The organism is Macrococcoides goetzii, from assembly GCF_002742385.2.
Classification (GTDB): domain Bacteria; phylum Bacillota; class Bacilli; order Staphylococcales; family Staphylococcaceae; genus Macrococcoides; species Macrococcoides goetzii.
The window spans coordinates 262,556-277,907 of sequence record NZ_MJBI02000002.1 but is presented as its reverse complement, the minus strand read 5'-3'; the positions used below and the strand labels follow the sequence as shown (position 1 = coordinate 277,907).

The window sequence follows — 15,352 nt, the reverse complement described above, 5'->3', positions numbered from 1 at the left end:
ATTATCCTTCTTTCTTCTGCCAGACAACATTAATCCATCCACCTGCATTGTCACTCATCACACTTTCATTCTCTAAAGTAAATTCACTTTCCTCAGCATCGGGCGGTACGAATAAGCACTCTCCTGAGCCGATTATTTCCTCCGGATGAATACGCATCAGCTCATCTAAATTTTTAAAACGGGCATGCGCATATACTTTACCTTTGTTATATTCAGGATCCATATAACGCTTCCCCCAAGCACTGTCTCGATTTACGACAGCAATTGAAATTTTACCGCCAGGCTTTAGCACACGATATGCTTGTTCAAAGGCATGTTCTAAATCATCTACAAAATCTAATACACCCATTGAATAAATACGATCAAAAGTATTCTCAGAAAAATGAAGTGCATTAGCATCCATATGTATAAAATTTAAATTTAATTGCTGATCAATTACTTTCTGACGTGCAATCTCTAACATTTCATCTGATATATCAATACCTGTCACAATACATCCTTGCTGTGCAAAAGGAATGCTGTAAATGCCTGTGCCACTACCAATTTCAAGCACACGCATACCTCTTTCAATATCGATCAATTGATTCATTAAATCTGTTTCGACTTGCCAAACATATCGCCCTTTTTTTGTGTCAAAATATGCATCATACTTATTTGCAACTTTATTATTAAATATCGTCATTTCATGCCTCCATAAAAATTTATTTTATGAACTTTAACATTATTCTATACAAAACATAATATTTATTAAAGCAATAGCAGTGTCAAAACAAACAACCTGGAGCTTTTGCTCCAGGCTGGAATATTATTTATCATCTAAAACAAGTTAAACATAAAAAATCGTTTTCAATCCATGCGTTTCAAAACCGTATTAAATCAACACTTTTAGTCATTTTATCAATTTCTATGTTTCTATCCATTGCCCATTTTATCATAAGTCTGCCCATTTTTTGCCCATAAAAAAATCACCCACTAATTAAAGTGAGTGAGCAAAGGACAGAGATAGCAATGAAATAGATATGACATTATAGATCAAGAGATATAACAACTAACGCATGGTATTTCATTAGTTATTTTAAGGCTATGCCCTAATACGTTAATTATACTTTCACGCCCTCACATTTGCAACTGTGTGCGATTGTACTAGCTTTAACTAACAAGTACCCTCTTACTAAAAGTTATCGTGCTTAAAATCGGAATGCGAAGATTATTTATAAATTCTTAACGAAATGTTTATCTGATAATATTAAAGTTTCAATATCTTTTCTATTTTGATTAATTTCTTTTAAATCACTAGATATAGCATTGATGATATCCATATATAAATTTATGTTTCTTTCTCTCAAACCATCAAAAGATATAAAAGTATACACTCCACTACTATCATTTATAGGATTTCTAATAATTAATGATTCCCCATCGTGAGTTATACTATTTCTTATATCTCTAGTCTTTCTATTAAATTGCGTTGCTCGAATCGGGTACTTAATAACGTCATTCTTAATATATTTCTCATAATAAACATGGAACAATAAATTATTATATTTATCTTTAGGTATTAGATTCCCCTTTAATCCATTTAAATGTAAATGAGTGTATACAAATATTTTAGTTTGAATATCATCAAGCGTGTTAATCATTCTAAGACATACATTCAAATAAAACGATGTATTAATGATCGATTGTAAATCATATACCTCTTGATTAACTACTTTCAAAAACGCTTTATCAAAATTTTCTAATGCTACATTGTATAGAAAAAAATTACTATCATAAGTGATTAGTAATTCGTACAATTTAGTACTTTCTTCATCACCTATCGGAAAATTTCCAAAAGCACTTATTAAACTACCTGGATCTACATACTTTATTAAAAATTGATTTTCACCTAACATTTAGACACCTCTTTTTTATCAGTATTATACACTAATAAATTAAATAAGTTGTTGTGTTTTGTAAAAGTAAAAGGTTGCAACTCAATTATGTTAGGTAAATCGTTTAAACCATTGATATAAAAGCTTTTACGGTGCAACCCTTTGCAACCCTGTTCCGTTCGGGAAAACTATAAAAAGGTTGCATGGTTGCATTATTTCATGTCAAGTTTTGTCAGGTCTTCATGTTAGCTTTTGTTAGCATCTATATGTTTTCATCTTCTAGTATTTTCTAGTATTTATGTTTTCACAATGTAGTAATTTGTAGTATATAGTTTTCGTATCCTAACATTATGTTTTCACGTGCCGACATTTGCCAACAATTCACTTCCAGGTGTCATCATTAGTCATCATTTTTTCCTAGCACGTCAACAAATGTCAACATTGTCCCGACGTCGCGACATCTACCCAACATATCCCAACAAAAAAACTACCGTACAAATTAATGTACGGTAGCAATCGACCAAAATACCTCGACGTATCAATATAATAACTGACATGAAGTAAATAGCCTTTTATTGACTATCTAGCCCATTGTTATATCATGATCACGGATATAGACACGTAAAAACCATATATATTATATCATGTATTTCTCTTTTAGGGTGTCCGAAATGTCCGATCCTCTTTTTTTTAGGTGTTAGAAATGTTAGAAGTTTTCTTTTTTTAGGTCTCGGCTTTCTCGGTTTCTTTTTAAGGGGGGCGAAAGAGCCGATTTACTTTTTATATAGTTAAGTTCATTAACTTCTTTTTAGGGGGTGTAAAATCGGTAAATGTCTTTTTAGGGGGTCTAAAACCTCTAAAATTACCTATATGCCTTACATATCTTTTTAATAAGCTGTACTTCTAATTGTCTTATTCTTTCTCGTGATAAATTCACCATTTTGCCAACTTCTTCTTGACTTTTTCCGTCTAACCTCTCGAATAATATCCATAGTTCTCTATCTGTCAGTACCTTTTCAGCGTCATCAATGAGTTGTCTATATTGATTATAGTATTCTATCCCTTTAGATTCCGCTTCTACTTCTTTAATATTTACATGTTCCTGGTATTCATCAGATATATTAAAAAAATCATCATCGTCTATATCATTTGAAACTAATTCACCATCAACGATTGAGAAGCCTGTTAGTTTAATATCCTCAACAACCTTATGGAACGTTTTAATAAAGTGCCTTAACTCATTAAATTCATACATAAATACACCTAATTAATTTCTTTCTCTAAATCTTTAATTAATGTTTTTAATTTAAATCCATGATATATAACTCCATTAGTCGCAAGATATTTCTTTATACATTGCTGTTCATTAAGGGGGTATCTAGCTATAACCCTTTGAAGTATTTTCATATAGATTTCAGATCTAGTTTTATAACGTTCCAGTGCGTTCTTTTGTTCAACTATCCATATCACTAATTCATCAACACTCACGCTTACAGAACGCAATCCTATATCCCCCGTTTCAGTATGCGAGGTTGATAGATGATACATGTCATTTATTTGTTGGGATAATACTTTTATTGTCTTATTTATGTATACGGGATTAAATTTTGTTAATATATCGTGTTCGACAAGTCTCTTTGTATCTCTATATACAAACACACTTTTAACACGTTTAAGCTTCATACACACCCTCCCTTAATATCAAGATAGGGTATGACATCATTGTCACACCCTGCCATTACAATTACTTATTTTGTTCTAACCACTTTAAAAACTTTTTACGATTGGTTACATACTCTTTAAATGTGCTTTCTTTGTCCTGTACCGCCTCTTTATAGTTCTCGATGACTTCTAATATTACTTTACCTTTCTCGTCTGTGAGACGTGCGTCTTGTGGCAAATTATTGATACCTTTGTTCATGTTCACATCATTAATGTGTCGGACATAATAATTTTCGGCTTCTCGTACACCTTTAGCACTTAATAACTCGGTTACATATTCACGTTCCTGGTTTAGTTGTTCTTGTGTATATTTTCTGTTAAACATAATAGTTCCCCCTTATAAATACCTTTCAATGTTTGAATTCATATTGATTGATAATTTATCAGCTGTATAAATATTAGTGTCCATCTTTTCTAAGTGTTCAATAACTTGTCTATATGCTTCGTGCTTATTACCATATATCATTTTATTTAATTCATCTTTATTCATTTTTAGTTTTGTTAATAGATAGGCTCTTTCTTGATCGTGTAATCCATCAATTTTATTAGCAAATAAGTGTAAGCTTGATAATAAGGCTATTGCTTTCATTTTATCTCTCGATGCTAGTTCCATTTTCTCACTCAAGATAGCACTGATTGATGATCCTGTATCTGCATTCATTAATTCTAGAGATAAATCACTTTGCAAAGTTTGAGTATGATATACACGTTTGCTTATTTCACTGCTATCTAAATCGTCGGAATGTGCAATCTGTTGTTTAGCACGTTCAATCGCTTTAATACGTTTAGCCTGGAATGATTCATTTTCACTTTGGATAGATTGCTCTACCTTTGCCTTTTCTTCGTCATAAATGGCTTGTATGCCTTCTTTTAATGCTTGAGGTGTGTATGTGTCCTTATACTCATTTTTGAATGCTTCAGCACGTTCTTTAACGGTCTGTGTGAATGTTTCTGCTTTTGACATTGGTTGAATGTTGTTCAAATGTAATAAAACATCGTTAATCGGCTCGTCTATAATTCCTACTTCGTTTACAATATTGTTTAATTCGTTTGTCATTTTTAATATCTCCCTTTTTTGTTTTGTATTATTTGTGGTTTTAAATCATCTACAGTTACTTTACTTTGTCCGTTTATCATTGCTTTTCTTAGACTTGCTACTTGTTCGGGTGGTGCGTTGGTTACATCAATGAGATAACCGTCAGCGTTTTCTAAATAGTCACGCCCGTTAATACGTTTGATATAGGTCATTGTTATCTCCTTTGGTCTACGTATTGGTTTATGCCAGTTCTTTAATATGTTTTTCCGCTTCTTCTAACGATTCATAGCGTGTTTGTAATACATCTATTCTTGACTTAATAGATCGTTTAGCAATCCTAAACTGTTGTTTATTTCGGCAATAAAAGTAGCCCATTTTACCGCCTACACTTGTTGAGCCTATCGGCAATCTGTAGAACGTCACTAACTCGGATATAAGTTGTTGTAATGTCCTGTGATATGATTTGTCTTTGCCTAGCTGTTCAAGTATCTCACTTGATGAAATAACATCTTGCTTACTGTTAAAAATCACGTTTACAATGTCAGCGTGGGGCTGTGTAAACTTTATACCTACAACATTACCGTCTTTGTCCTTATACTGTTTCATTGCTATCTCCTTTCTATAATTTAGAGTGAGTAATTCAAGTATTGAAAAACTCACTCATAAATTTGTCATCTACTTCATCGAGTGGGAATATCTTACCTGCTTCAATATTCTTTTTTAACTTCATACCGTAATGTAACCAAACATTTTTAATTTCTATATCGTTTTCGCTTAAATAAAGCTGTCTTAGAACGATTAATAGGTCGTCCACTATAAAACTACCATCCACTAATAAAACCTCTGTATAGGCTTATAAAACTCAAATAACACTGTACCTATTTCGGTGTCTTTACTTTTAGCGATAATGCACTCTACTTGTGATTTACCTATTGGATCGTATTCAGTGGCTTTATTGTAATAATCATCACGATATAAAAGAAATATCATATCAGCGTCTTGCTCTATGCCTCCCGCTTCCCTCAAGTCGCTCATCATTGGTCTTTTATCGTTTCGAGATTCTACACCCCTACTTAATTGCGATAAAGCTATTACGACACAATTAAACTGTTTAGCGATTATCTTTAGCTTTCGTGATATATCTTCAACCTCTAAACGTCTATCTCTAAATGTTCCATTTGATTTCATCAAGGTTAAATAGTCTATGATGATTACATTTCTATCTGATTCTTGTGACATCTTACTTGCTGTCCTGCTTATAGTTAATGGCGTTGCCACTTCGTCAGCATTGATAGTAATGTTCATATCTTTGAAGCGGGTCATTGCTTCAGTAAGCTTTAACCTTTCATCATCAGAAATAGAATGAGGGTCTTTAAATCTATTCAGTTTTACTCGTGCCATTGATGATACAAATCTTTGTATGATTTTCTTTGTTGTGGTTTCTAAAGAGAATAAAGTGATATTGTTTCCTTTTTGTTCAAGTTGTAAGGCTAAATTTAACGCAAAGGCAGTCTTGCCGGTTGAGGGTCTCCCTGCTAATATAATCAGTTGACCAGGCTCAAAGCCCCCTATTACGTTATCGAGTTGTTTATAACCTGTCTTGAATAATTGAGGTTCAACTTCAAAATTAAGTTCTCTAGTTATCTGATTAAGTGCTAATAGTTTGTTATCCTTTTTACTAATCTGTAAGGTATCAAGTTCCTGTATCGTCTCTTTTAAGCTGTTTACGTTTTGTCTTGTTGGATCACCTGCAACTAATGAAGTTGCTTTTGACATCATTCTTGCTTTATAAAGTTCCAATACTTCAATTTGATACTGTTTAAAAAAAGTTTTCTTTATTAAGTCATCTTTTCTTAACTGTTTTATTAGTTCGCTAGGTACAAAGTCAGCTTCATGCTTCATTGATTTAGCGTATATCTCGTGTAAGTCTAATTTGTCAGTTAGTTCAATATGTTTAATAAAGTTGATTGCATAAGGGTCTGTAAACATATCAGACTTTAATTCAAGTTCCGTTATTAATTCGGGGTATCTGATTAAAGAGCCTATTACTAAATGTTCCATGTTGTCACTGTAGTTCATTTTGTAATACCTCCTTAAACTGATTCAGCTTATCAAATGATTGCTGTCGTTTAATCGGGTCATACTCAACTTTGTTCCGTTCTCTTTCTCTTTCAAGTTCTTCGTATTCTAATTGTGCGGGGTTAATTTCTTGATAGACTGCTATGTCTGATATGTGGGGGGCATACCTGCTACTTCGATAGTATGCCTCTAACTTCATATCAGTCTTAACATAATCAGCCTTATCAAGTTCCTTTGCCCAAACCTTAATGATTGTTTCATTCAGTTTCATGTTCGGATAAAGGTCTTTAACTTTCTTTATGATCTGATTACGTTCTTCTTTTAACATATTGTCCTCCTAATCGAGTTGATTAAGCATGTCATCAATATCAACATCATTCACATCTACAGATGAATTAAAAGATTTATTAATTGGTTTAGCATTTAAATATGATTCAAACTTTGTTCCAAACAATGTTTCGGGTCTTAAGTATTGATTCATCTTTTCATCGTTCAACCATTCCATAGTTTTGTTATCAATTACTGTCTTAAAATCATCTAATGTAAACCCCTCATTAAGTCTTGAAATAATATATCTTTGTGTTTTTTTAGATGTATCTTTAAATGATTTATTAGTCTTAAAATTAAGATACTCGACAATATCTTTTATATTAATACTGTTATTTTTAAGACTGTTATTTTTAGGGGGGTCATTTTGTCCCGTTACGATTTGTCCCGTGACAAAATGACCCGATACGGAATTAGCATCATTAACATTTGTTATCGGGTAGTTTTGTACCGGTACGTTTTGACCCGATACGATACCATGTTTTAATGTATAAATGTTATTACTAAAACCTTTATCTTTTCTATTTCTCTTGACTTCAATCAGTTGCATTTCTTCAAGTTGTTTCCTGTATTTCTTAAATCTTTTATCACTAATATTTAATTCATGACATATTAGGTCAACGCTTGGAAATGCGGTATTACTTTTACCTGCAAAAGAGCTTAAATAAGCGTACAAACCTTTTGCTTCTATGTCTAAATCAGGATTTCTCATAACTGATTGAAATACAACACCATAACGCTGTTCTTGTGGTAACTTTTTATCATCGTTTGTCATTATGTCACACCGCCCACTCATCCTTTCGTAATGTTCTATAAACATATCCATCTGTCTGTGTCTTACGAACATCGTTTTATAGGTTGAGGGGTGTTAGACACCCCTTAATTATTTAATTGATATATGATATAATTTTTATATGCATATTTTGGTTTATGCTTTGCCATTACTTAGTTTGGTCGCTGAGGTAATGGCTCTTTTTATGTCTAAATACCAAAGCGAAATATTGACCGCTATCAATGAAACGTCTTAAGTTTCTATGCACTGCTTCAACATTTGACTTATAGTAGTCTGTTGCACGTTGAGTAGTGAATACAACTGTTAAAATACCAGGTCTGTACTCATTCAACTTGATTTCATTTTCTACATCTGCACGATCATATAGCTTGATATTTCTCATACTCACACCTCTTTTTTATGTTCTTTAATCATCTTGAGGTTTTCGATTCTTAGTTGTGCCATTCTAATTTCTGACCTCATAATTCTGCCTAACCTATTAAGCACATCTTGATACAACTCAAAATTAAGTTGTAATTCTGCTTCTGCTTCTTTTGTAGTTGCGTGGAATAACAATGATTTATCTGACATAGCTAGATGAATGTTAGGTGCAACTTCTCCAAATATCTTCACCTTAATAAACCTCGCAAGTCTCTAATATCCGCTTCAAAACAACCGATAGAAGCGTTACCAGTAAAGCCGTTTACAAGTTTCTTCATTGCATCTAGTGGTAATGTTGCTATAACCTCATCTTGTCCGGCAATACGGATGTTGTACCATGCTAATACTGTGCGTTTAAATGTGAATTGTTTCATTATAGATAACCCCTTTCATCTAGGTCTGTTAGATCATGCATTGCTAACCATGTTTCAATGCCTAACTTAATATCGTACAAGCGATTGTAATTTTTGAATGATAAATCTTTAAATACTTGATTCGGTATATCATCTTTGAAATGTTCCGATACCTTTAAATCTTCAAGTAATTGATGCACGTCATAAAGAATAGCTTTTATATTCGGCTTATAATCCGGTGTTGCGTCTGCTTCTCGTTGTTGTTGTGAGATAGCTTCTAAGTCCTCACCAGCCGAAAGTAATACCTCTTGTAAATATTGTGCTTTATCAAAATCATTTGGATTGTTTCCGTCTGTAGCAACTGATTGAATTTCAGAAGCTTCTAAAACATCTTTTGCAATCTGTTGAATGTTTCTCATGTTATTTGTCCTCCTAGTTTTATAAGTGTGCTTTATTTATTGATTTTAAAAACTCGTTGAATGTCTCTAAATGCACAAGTGTCATAGACTGCGATACCGACACTTCTACATCTTCAAAGCCCTCGTCTTTTGCTCGTTTTAATAAGCGATAAACTGATGTGCGTGAAAGGTCATAAAGCTTCATAAGAGTATTCGGCTTTGCATAAATCGGTTTAAATTCTCGAATTTCATTCTCACTCATCACCGTTATTTCGGGCGTTGGTGTCGGTAACTGGACTATTTTTGTCATCTAATTCACCTCCTTTTGTTTAATATCAAATAGTTCTTCAAGTTCTTTTCCCAATGTTTTCGCAATAACAGAAGCGGTTTTTGGACTTAATGATCGTTTGCCATTGATAACCAAACTCAAATAAGAGCGATTGTAATTTATCATTTTAGAAAATTCCGCTAATGTTAAACCATTTTTCACTAACTCAAATTTTATAGCTTCAGTTCTCGGTTTAATAACTGTCATAGTAACACCTCCTATATACCAAACTTGGATGACAACTTTCCTTGTCCGGTTATTTAACTAAATAATAAACGATTAGCAAATTAAAAGCAACCACTTTAATTATTTTTTTATTTAAGTTACTGGACAAGTTTAGTTTGCTTTTTTGTTGCTATCTATTTATAATTATTGTTGTAAATATAATTGGAGGGATAATAATGATAAGAAATAGATTAGCGGAATTAATGCAATCAAAAGGTATTAAGGTAGTTCAATTATCTAAAGAAACAGGAATATCAAGAAATACAATTACTAACACAGTACAAAATGATAGCGAAATGTATAGACTTGATACTATAAATAAAATTTGTAACACTCTTAAAATTACGCCCTGCGACTTTTTTGAATATTCACCGATAGAAATAGAAATAGAGGTTTCTCACGATCCCGAGATTTTACATATAGGTAGAACTGTCAACGAATCATATATAGCAGATGATATTAATCTCGAATTAGATATTATCTTTACGCTTATAAAAGATGGGAGAACAAAGAATGTGTACGGTACATTAAAATACTTACCTCAATCAGTAATTACAACTAGCCCTATTCATACATCAAGCATTTCTTATTCATTGGATATGAATGAAAATCAAGACAATATAAACGAGTTATCGTCTGAGGTCAATAACTTATCAAGTGGTTTTAAAAGTATGATCTATAAAAAAATGATTAATGAAATAAAAACATATTTAATTAATTATTCTGCTAATATTGAATATCCTTTTTATACAACTTATCTCATTAATTTCGATGTCGAAATTAAGGATGTAGTTCAAGATGTACAAATTGAAGTTATTTCAAACGTATTCACTAAATTCTAAGGAGGTGTTGTTATGTGGTGTGAGGAGTTCCAGGATAAACACGGTATAACTAAATACCGCTTCATAGAAAAGTATAAATGCCCTCTTACAGACAAGTGGAAGCGTACAAGCGTTGTAATGAATAAGAATACTAAACCCTCTCAAAAAGAAGCGGAGAGACGACTACAAGCTAAAATAAACGCTAAGATAAATGATAATAGTGTTAAAGAGTTGCACACTCTAACATTCCCTCAAGCTATAGATGAATGGTTTAAATACTATAAGAATACATCGGGGTCAAAACCGACAACCTTAAAAAATCGAAAGTATGAGATTGAGACTATTAAAAGTGCTTTCCCAGATGATTTATTAATTAAAAAGCTAACCCTTTCAATGTTACAAGAGCAATTAATTGAATGGGTAGAAGCGGGATATAGTCATGATTATATTAGAGCGTTAAAGACTGATATTACTAATACAATAAAGTATGTATATAAGTACTACAATATGGCTGAAATACCATTTTTAAATGAGTTAGCTGTGCCTAAGAAGTCAAAAACACGCGAACAAATAGAAGCTGAAAGAAAGAAATACTTAGAAGATAGTGAATTGAAGATTATATATAAAGCTTTTGATGATCATATTGGAAGTACAAAAGGTGTAACTAAACGTAATTTAACTGTTATTAAACAGATTATTGAGTTCCAGGTGTTAAATGGTTTACGTATCGGGGAATTATTAGCCCTCAAAAATGAGGACATCGACTTTGAGAACAACACTATAAAAATCGACGGAACATTAACGCCTATCAAAGAAAAGGGCAAACATTATTTCGGTACTAAGGGAACACCTAAAAACGAGGGATCACGACGAAAGATATTAATTACTTCTCAAAGTGTCAGTATATTGAAAAACCGCATCATCGAGAATAAAAAAGAAAATCAATGGAATGATAAATTTGTTTCTACCGGTTTTGTATTTTGCAATAGTTCGGGGTCTCCTTACGATAGCACACGCATTAATAAAATACTCAAAGAAGTATTGTCTGAAACACCATTAAAACATAAGCACATTACTACTCATATAATGCGACATACTCATATTTCAAAGTTAGCACAATTAAACATCCCATTAAAAGCAATAATGGAACGTGTGGGACATTCAGATCATAAAACAACATTACAAATATACAGTCACGTTACCGAACAAATGAATAAGGATATGATGAGTAAATTAGAAGCGGTGAGCGAATTTTGAGAGATAAATTTTATTTTTATTTGATGATAATATTTTCTATTTGTATAACTATTATTTTAATTTTTTCCTATGGAAGTGCAATGAAGATTATAGTTGATGCTAAAAGTTTAGAAGCTTATTCCTTGATGATAGCTTTTGTAGGTCTTTTCACAACTTTCTTAGGAGCATATTTAGGAGCTAAAGTGTCAGGTGAGTATACGTTAAAAGCTTCTCAGATGATTATTGACGAACAAAACAAAATAGCTTTAAAGAGAGCTAAATTTTTAACTGAAGATTTGTTCTCTGAATCTATGTCTTCAATTAATAAAATTAGACCATTTGATTTTGGATTTCCAATAAATGAAGAAAAGTTTAATTTAAATCTTAATCCTACCTTTAGAGAAATAGAATATGAATATGTACAAGAATCTCTTTTAAAAGATTTTAAAGATAATATCGATGAACTAAAAAACTTCAGACTTACGACTGACTTCTATTTATTATCTCCTGAATTTCAAAAAGAAATTACTAATACCATAACTCAACTTAGTAAATTATATCAATTGTTTCAAGATTTAAATTCTTATTTAGAAAAGGATATAAATGAAAGCGATATGTTCTTTGTAGCAAAGAAGAAAGAGTTTCACAATACTTTAGACAATCTTTATATGAAAAGGTATCACATTCTCAAAAATCAGAATCATTAGTCTCTCAGTATGCCCAATTTCTGCCCAATTTTATATCCAAAAAACACAAAAACAACCCTTTAACCGTTGAAGTTAAAGGGTTTTTAAAATTATTATTTATCATCTAAAACAATATATGTTGCTTTAATTGGACCATGAACACCTACTACAAGTTTCATCTCTATATCCGCTGAGTTAGATGGTCCAGTAATTAAGTTAATGCAAGTTGGAAAGTTAGCTGCATCTTTCATCATTTCATTCATTTCTTGAGCAGCTTGTGTAAATCTTGGCACAATAGTAGATTTAGGCACAATGGCAATATAAGTTGCAGGTAAAAGACTTACGCTTCGACCAATTCCTTTATCTGCATATAATACAACTGTCCCACTTTCAGCTAATGTTGATTCACTAATTGTAATGCCGACATTCGCACGTTCTGCCACATGTAAATTTTCAGCACCTTTAGTTTCATCCCAGATAAAAGCATCTTGTGCAGTTAAATCAATACCGTATTCCTCATAGCGTTTATCATTTGTAGCGATTACTTCACCATTTCCATATTTCGCAATAATATCTGATAAAGTTTTATTTACTTCATTTGAATTTGTCACCACTAAATCTGTATGAATAAATTCACATTGCTGTTTTAAAACGTCCAATAATTCATCTTGAGAAAGTCCTATTAAAGTTTTATCTTGCGGTCTAAACTTCCACTCAGGGATTTCTACCTTTGCAGGCATTGCACGATTAAGATTTTTTGAGATGTTACTAATAAATGAATCTTTATTTTGGATTGTTCCTTTCATTATTTCGCACCTCTTTTCAATCTGTTTTGCATCCAGTCACGGAAATTTTCTTCATCCGGCATTGGGAAATCACGTGTATCAGTCCAGGCATGTAATGGTTTCGGTCCTTTTGTTATCATATGTTCTTGTTTATTTTCAAATGGTGCCATCATTGAAGGGGCCATCTTAGTGCCATATTTAAATAAAGTTGCATGAGATGCTCCCATACTAAATCCTTTCATGACTAATCGTTCTGCTACAGGAGACATGTGTTCTTCTTCCACAATGACACGTCTATGTTCTAACAATAAGTCATGTAACGGGATTTTAACAGGACATGCTTCTGTACAAGCACCGCATAGCGTTGATGCATATGGTAGTTCTTTATAATCTTTATAACCACCCAATAAAGGTGTCAATACAGCACCAACTGGTCCTGGATAGATAGAACCATAAGAGTGTCCTCCAACTTGGCGGTATACAGGACAAACGTTAACACAAGCTGCACAACGGATACATTGTAAAATAGATTGGAATTGTGTACCTAATATTTTAGAACGTCCATTATCAACGATAACTAAATGAAATTCTTCTGGCCCATCGATTTCATCATCTGCACGAGGACCTGTTAAAGTTGTCACATAACTTGTTAAATTTTGTCCAACAGCTGCACGTGTTAACATGGAAACTAATACTTCTAATTCTTCATGCGTAGGTACAATACGTTCCATACCCATCACAGTAATCTGTGTTTTTGGTAATGTTGTTACCATACGTGCATTACCTTCGTTCGTTACTAATGTGAAAGATCCACTTTCAGCAACACCGAAATTACAACCTGTAATACCGACATCTGCTGTTAAGAATTCTTCACGAAGCTTTTTACGTGCAAATAAAGCAAGCTCTTCCGGCGAACTTGATTTATCATAACCTAACTTTTCTGTAAATACCTTTTGGATTTGCTCTTTGTTCATATGTAATGCAGGAGCAACGATATGTGATGGTGGATTGTGATCATCAACTTGTAAAATATATTCACCTAAGTCTGTTTCAATTACTTCACAACCAACAGCTTCCATCGCTTTGTTCAAATCAATCTCTTCTGTAACCATTGATTTTGACTTTGCTACTTTCTTAGCTTTTTTATCTACTAATACTTTTTGAACATACTCATTTGCTTCTTCTGCAGTTTCAGCAAAAAATACATGTCCACCTTTTGCTGCGACATTTTCTGCAAGCATATTTAAATAATAATCTAAGTTCGCTAAAGTATGCTGACGTATCTCTTCAGAGTGGCTTCTCCACTCTTCCCAGTTACCTAGAGATTCCTGAGATTTTATTTTTCGTTCACGTAATCTATCTTGTGCACTAGAGACTGCACCACGCATGAAATCATCTTTAAGTTCTGTTTTTACAGCTTTTTTGAACGTCTCATTACCGATTTTCATACTCATTATACAGTCACCGCCTCTGTATTATTATTCAGAATTTCTACGATATGGTAAACCTTAACTTTTTCACCACGACGTTTTAAACGTCCTTCAATGTTCATTAAGCAGCTCGCATCTGCGCCGACTAAATAATCAGCACCACTTTGTACGATACAATCTACCTTTTCATCGACCATTTCACCTGAAACATCGTTCATCTTAACAGCGAATGTGCCGCCAAACCCACAGCAATTATAATATTCAGGAAGTTCTACAATTTCTAATCCTTCTACTGCTGATAATAATTTCTTAGGTGGCTCTGAGTTAAGTAATAAACGTGTATTATGGCATGATGGATGCATCGTTGCTTTACCTTCTAACTTTGCACCTACATTCGTAACACCTAGAACATTAACGATAAATTGCGTCACTTCATAAGATTTATCTGCTAAACGTTGCGCACGATCTCGCCATACCATATCATCTTTAAATAGGTCAGGATAATGTTTAAACATTGTAATACAAGAACCTGATGGTGCCACAACATACTCTGAATTTTCAAAAGCTTTGATCATGTTTTGTGCGGCTTTTTTTGTTTCTTCATGATATCCAGAATTATACGCCGGTTGTCCACAACATACTTGTGCTGCTGGAAAATCTACTTCACAACCTAATTTCTCAAGTAATTCTACAGTTGCAATGCCCACTCTTTTTTCAAAAACGTCTACTAAACATGTACTAAACAAACTTACTTTCATAATAAACACCCCTCTAGTCATCAATATCGCCCAATATTGATAAAATTTTCAGTCATCGGATGACTGTATCTCTAACAGTAC

At 32.8% G+C, this 15,352-nt stretch carries 24 protein-coding genes; 3 read left to right on the top strand and 21 right to left on the bottom strand.

Going from position 1 to position 15,352, the window contains the following annotated elements; all coding sequences use genetic code 11:
* Position 1: 1 nt before the first annotated feature.
* The 18 genes from BFS35_RS06870 to BFS35_RS06785 all read right to left on the bottom strand — a co-directional run bounded on the left by BFS35_RS06870 (position 2) and on the right by BFS35_RS06785 (position 9,537).
* Complete coding sequence (locus tag BFS35_RS06870) at positions 2–682, bottom strand: class I SAM-dependent methyltransferase (protein ID WP_099579044.1); 681 nt, start codon at positions 680–682, stop codon at positions 2–4.
* 529 nt (positions 683–1,211) lie between these two features.
* Entirely contained in the window at positions 1,212–1,895 is a 684-nt protein-coding gene (locus BFS35_RS06865) for a hypothetical protein (protein WP_099579046.1), read from the bottom strand.
* Positions 1,896–2,736: 841 nt separating this feature from the next.
* Positions 2,737–3,129: a sigma factor-like helix-turn-helix DNA-binding protein gene (locus BFS35_RS06860; RefSeq protein ID WP_099579048.1), complete on the bottom strand. Its 393-nt coding sequence runs from the start codon at positions 3,127–3,129 to the stop codon at positions 2,737–2,739.
* A gap of 8 nt (positions 3,130–3,137) precedes the next feature.
* A complete protein-coding gene (locus BFS35_RS06855; RefSeq protein WP_099579050.1) occupies positions 3,138–3,557 on the bottom strand; it encodes a hypothetical protein in 420 nt (139 codons plus the stop codon).
* A 61-nt stretch (positions 3,558–3,618) separates the two neighbouring features.
* Positions 3,619–3,921, bottom strand: coding sequence for a hypothetical protein (locus BFS35_RS06850; RefSeq protein ID WP_099579052.1), 303 nt, complete (start codon positions 3,919–3,921; stop codon positions 3,619–3,621).
* 12 nt (positions 3,922–3,933) lie between these two features.
* The gene (locus tag BFS35_RS06845) at positions 3,934–4,653 is read right to left on the bottom strand and encodes a hypothetical protein (RefSeq protein WP_099579054.1); all 720 of its coding nucleotides are present in this window, start codon (positions 4,651–4,653) and stop codon (positions 3,934–3,936) included.
* Between the two features lie 2 nt (positions 4,654–4,655).
* Entirely contained in the window at positions 4,656–4,844 is a 189-nt protein-coding gene (locus BFS35_RS06840; RefSeq protein ID WP_099579056.1) for a hypothetical protein, read from the bottom strand.
* 28 nt (positions 4,845–4,872) lie between these two features.
* Positions 4,873–5,238 (bottom strand): hypothetical protein, encoded by a 366-nt coding sequence (locus tag BFS35_RS06835; RefSeq protein ID WP_099579058.1) that lies wholly within the window; start codon positions 5,236–5,238, stop codon positions 4,873–4,875.
* Between the two features lie 34 nt (positions 5,239–5,272).
* Positions 5,273–5,464 (bottom strand): hypothetical protein, encoded by a 192-nt coding sequence (locus BFS35_RS06830; protein WP_099579060.1) that lies wholly within the window; start codon positions 5,462–5,464, stop codon positions 5,273–5,275.
* Positions 5,464–6,711, bottom strand: a complete 1,248-nt coding sequence (locus tag BFS35_RS06825; protein WP_099579062.1) for a DnaB helicase C-terminal domain-containing protein — start codon at positions 6,709–6,711, stop codon at positions 5,464–5,466. Before BFS35_RS06825 ends, BFS35_RS06830 begins: the two co-directional genes overlap by 1 nt.
* On the bottom strand, positions 6,698–7,039 hold the full coding sequence (locus BFS35_RS06820) for a hypothetical protein (protein ID WP_099579064.1): 342 nt from the start codon (positions 7,037–7,039) through the stop codon (positions 6,698–6,700). Before BFS35_RS06820 ends, BFS35_RS06825 begins: the two co-directional genes overlap by 14 nt.
* A gap of 9 nt (positions 7,040–7,048) precedes the next feature.
* Complete coding sequence (locus BFS35_RS06815; protein ID WP_158554272.1) at positions 7,049–7,813, bottom strand: conserved phage C-terminal domain-containing protein; 765 nt, start codon at positions 7,811–7,813, stop codon at positions 7,049–7,051.
* Between the two features lie 166 nt (positions 7,814–7,979).
* Positions 7,980–8,213 carry a hypothetical protein gene (locus BFS35_RS06810; protein WP_099579066.1) on the bottom strand — a complete coding sequence of 78 codons (234 nt, stop codon included), beginning with the start codon at positions 8,211–8,213 and terminating at the stop codon, positions 7,980–7,982.
* 2 nt (positions 8,214–8,215) lie between these two features.
* A complete protein-coding gene (locus BFS35_RS06805; RefSeq protein WP_099579068.1) occupies positions 8,216–8,443 on the bottom strand; it encodes a hypothetical protein in 228 nt (75 codons plus the stop codon).
* Complete coding sequence (locus BFS35_RS06800) at positions 8,440–8,625, bottom strand: hypothetical protein (RefSeq protein WP_099579070.1); 186 nt, start codon at positions 8,623–8,625, stop codon at positions 8,440–8,442. Before BFS35_RS06800 ends, BFS35_RS06805 begins: the two co-directional genes overlap by 4 nt.
* Positions 8,625–9,023 carry a hypothetical protein gene (locus tag BFS35_RS06795; RefSeq protein ID WP_099579072.1) on the bottom strand — a complete coding sequence of 133 codons (399 nt, stop codon included), beginning with the start codon at positions 9,021–9,023 and terminating at the stop codon, positions 8,625–8,627. Before BFS35_RS06795 ends, BFS35_RS06800 begins: the two co-directional genes overlap by 1 nt.
* 19 nt (positions 9,024–9,042) lie before the next feature.
* On the bottom strand, positions 9,043–9,312 hold the full coding sequence (locus BFS35_RS06790) for a hypothetical protein (protein WP_099579074.1): 270 nt from the start codon (positions 9,310–9,312) through the stop codon (positions 9,043–9,045).
* The gene (locus tag BFS35_RS06785) at positions 9,313–9,537 is read right to left on the bottom strand and encodes a helix-turn-helix domain-containing protein (protein ID WP_099579076.1); all 225 of its coding nucleotides are present in this window, start codon (positions 9,535–9,537) and stop codon (positions 9,313–9,315) included. It lies immediately after the preceding gene.
* 194 nt (positions 9,538–9,731) lie between these two features.
* Between BFS35_RS06785 and BFS35_RS06780 the strand changes: the two genes are divergently transcribed.
* From BFS35_RS06780 to BFS35_RS06770, 3 genes are all read left to right on the top strand, one after another.
* A complete protein-coding gene (locus BFS35_RS06780) occupies positions 9,732–10,397 on the top strand; it encodes a helix-turn-helix domain-containing protein (protein ID WP_099579078.1) in 666 nt (221 codons plus the stop codon).
* 12 nt (positions 10,398–10,409) lie between these two features.
* Positions 10,410–11,633, top strand: coding sequence for a tyrosine-type recombinase/integrase (locus tag BFS35_RS06775; protein ID WP_099579080.1), 1,224 nt, complete (start codon positions 10,410–10,412; stop codon positions 11,631–11,633).
* Between the two features lie 80 nt (positions 11,634–11,713).
* Positions 11,714–12,319 (top strand): hypothetical protein, encoded by a 606-nt coding sequence (locus tag BFS35_RS06770; RefSeq protein ID WP_147329910.1) that lies wholly within the window; start codon positions 11,714–11,716, stop codon positions 12,317–12,319.
* 92 nt (positions 12,320–12,411) lie between these two features.
* Here the strand turns inward: BFS35_RS06770 and BFS35_RS06765 are convergent, their stop codons facing one another.
* From BFS35_RS06765 to BFS35_RS06755, 3 genes are read right to left on the bottom strand one after another with little or no spacing between them, the layout of a single operon-like run.
* Complete coding sequence (locus tag BFS35_RS06765) at positions 12,412–13,104, bottom strand: LutC/YkgG family protein (protein ID WP_099579084.1); 693 nt, start codon at positions 13,102–13,104, stop codon at positions 12,412–12,414.
* The gene (locus BFS35_RS06760) at positions 13,104–14,537 is read right to left on the bottom strand and encodes a LutB/LldF family L-lactate oxidation iron-sulfur protein (RefSeq protein ID WP_099579086.1); all 1,434 of its coding nucleotides are present in this window, start codon (positions 14,535–14,537) and stop codon (positions 13,104–13,106) included. Before BFS35_RS06760 ends, BFS35_RS06765 begins: the two co-directional genes overlap by 1 nt.
* Positions 14,537–15,271: a (Fe-S)-binding protein gene (locus tag BFS35_RS06755; protein ID WP_099579088.1), complete on the bottom strand. Its 735-nt coding sequence runs from the start codon at positions 15,269–15,271 to the stop codon at positions 14,537–14,539. Before BFS35_RS06755 ends, BFS35_RS06760 begins: the two co-directional genes overlap by 1 nt.
* Positions 15,272–15,352: the final 81 nt, after the last annotated feature.

Bases quoted from the DNA above. Each gene is read 5' to 3' on its own strand.
- BFS35_RS06870 (WP_099579044.1), bottom strand. From the start codon at position 682: ATGACGATATTTAATAATAAAGTTGCAAATAAGTATGATGCATATTTT.
- BFS35_RS06865 (WP_099579046.1), bottom strand. From the start codon at position 1,895: ATGTTAGGTGAAAATCAATTTTTAATAAAGTATGTAGATCCAGGTAGT.
- BFS35_RS06860 (WP_099579048.1), bottom strand. From the start codon at position 3,129: ATGTATGAATTTAATGAGTTAAGGCACTTTATTAAAACGTTCCATAAG.
- BFS35_RS06855 (WP_099579050.1), bottom strand. From the start codon at position 3,557: ATGAAGCTTAAACGTGTTAAAAGTGTGTTTGTATATAGAGATACAAAG.
- BFS35_RS06850 (WP_099579052.1), bottom strand. From the start codon at position 3,921: ATGTTTAACAGAAAATATACACAAGAACAACTAAACCAGGAACGTGAA.
- BFS35_RS06845 (WP_099579054.1), bottom strand. From the start codon at position 4,653: ATGACAAACGAATTAAACAATATTGTAAACGAAGTAGGAATTATAGAC.
- BFS35_RS06840 (WP_099579056.1), bottom strand. From the start codon at position 4,844: ATGACCTATATCAAACGTATTAACGGGCGTGACTATTTAGAAAACGCT.
- BFS35_RS06835 (WP_099579058.1), bottom strand. From the start codon at position 5,238: ATGAAACAGTATAAGGACAAAGACGGTAATGTTGTAGGTATAAAGTTT.
- BFS35_RS06825 (WP_099579062.1), bottom strand. From the start codon at position 6,711: ATGAACTACAGTGACAACATGGAACATTTAGTAATAGGCTCTTTAATC.
- BFS35_RS06820 (WP_099579064.1), bottom strand. From the start codon at position 7,039: ATGTTAAAAGAAGAACGTAATCAGATCATAAAGAAAGTTAAAGACCTT.
- BFS35_RS06815 (WP_158554272.1), bottom strand. From the start codon at position 7,813: ATGACAAACGATGATAAAAAGTTACCACAAGAACAGCGTTATGGTGTT.
- BFS35_RS06810 (WP_099579066.1), bottom strand. From the start codon at position 8,213: ATGAGAAATATCAAGCTATATGATCGTGCAGATGTAGAAAATGAAATC.
- BFS35_RS06800 (WP_099579070.1), bottom strand. From the start codon at position 8,625: ATGAAACAATTCACATTTAAACGCACAGTATTAGCATGGTACAACATC.
- BFS35_RS06795 (WP_099579072.1), bottom strand. From the start codon at position 9,023: ATGAGAAACATTCAACAGATTGCAAAAGATGTTTTAGAAGCTTCTGAA.
- BFS35_RS06790 (WP_099579074.1), bottom strand. From the start codon at position 9,312: ATGACAAAAATAGTCCAGTTACCGACACCAACGCCCGAAATAACGGTG.
- BFS35_RS06785 (WP_099579076.1), bottom strand. From the start codon at position 9,537: ATGACAGTTATTAAACCGAGAACTGAAGCTATAAAATTTGAGTTAGTG.
- BFS35_RS06780 (WP_099579078.1), top strand. From the start codon at position 9,732: ATGATAAGAAATAGATTAGCGGAATTAATGCAATCAAAAGGTATTAAG.
- BFS35_RS06775 (WP_099579080.1), top strand. From the start codon at position 10,410: ATGTGGTGTGAGGAGTTCCAGGATAAACACGGTATAACTAAATACCGC.
- BFS35_RS06770 (WP_147329910.1), top strand. From the start codon at position 11,714: ATGAAGATTATAGTTGATGCTAAAAGTTTAGAAGCTTATTCCTTGATG.
- BFS35_RS06765 (WP_099579084.1), bottom strand. From the start codon at position 13,104: ATGAAAGGAACAATCCAAAATAAAGATTCATTTATTAGTAACATCTCA.
- BFS35_RS06760 (WP_099579086.1), bottom strand. From the start codon at position 14,537: ATGAGTATGAAAATCGGTAATGAGACGTTCAAAAAAGCTGTAAAAACA.
- BFS35_RS06755 (WP_099579088.1), bottom strand. From the start codon at position 15,271: ATGAAAGTAAGTTTGTTTAGTACATGTTTAGTAGACGTTTTTGAAAAA.